This window comes from Providencia sp. CIM-Carb-044, from assembly GCF_033901115.1.
GTDB classification, from domain to species: domain Bacteria; phylum Pseudomonadota; class Gammaproteobacteria; order Enterobacterales; family Enterobacteriaceae; genus Providencia; species Providencia hangzhouensis.
The window spans coordinates 1-420 of record NZ_JAXADV010000083.1; the positions used below are offsets into that span (position 1 = coordinate 1).

Annotated in this window: 1 protein-coding gene; it reads right to left on the reverse strand. The window is 47.4% G+C overall.

Annotated elements, in window-relative coordinates; all coding sequences use genetic code 11:
* Positions 1-408: fimbria/pilus outer membrane usher protein (locus tag SJ312_RS23400; protein WP_319868429.1), on the reverse strand; the 408-nt coding region annotated here is incomplete at its 3' end.
* Positions 409-420: the final 12 nt, after the last annotated feature.

Below are 420 nucleotides of genomic sequence, written 5' to 3' on the forward strand. Positions count from 1 at the left end.
TGTTGCCACGATTCCGCCAAAAACAGAGGTATGGTTAAACACCCCAACAGAGCTTTCGACAGTCATAAAATTGTCGTTAGCATGGGTGCCATTTTTCGGGGATAGCTGACCTAAATTCAAGGTGTAGCGCGCTTGCCCTTTACGGGTTAAAAACGGAATATTGGTTGTCGTAAACTGGAATTTCGTTTCTTTACCGTTATCCTCTGCCACGGTCACATCAATGGTGCCCATGATGGATTGACTTAAATCCTTAATCACAAAAGGGCCCGCCGGCACTTTCACTTGACTGATGATACGGCCATTTTGTGATAAGGTGACCGTTGCGTTTGAGGCGGCAACCCCGGTAATTTGAGGGGCATACCCTCTGAGGTTCGGTGGCATCATGCTTTCATCGGTAAACATGCTCACGCCTTTGAAACG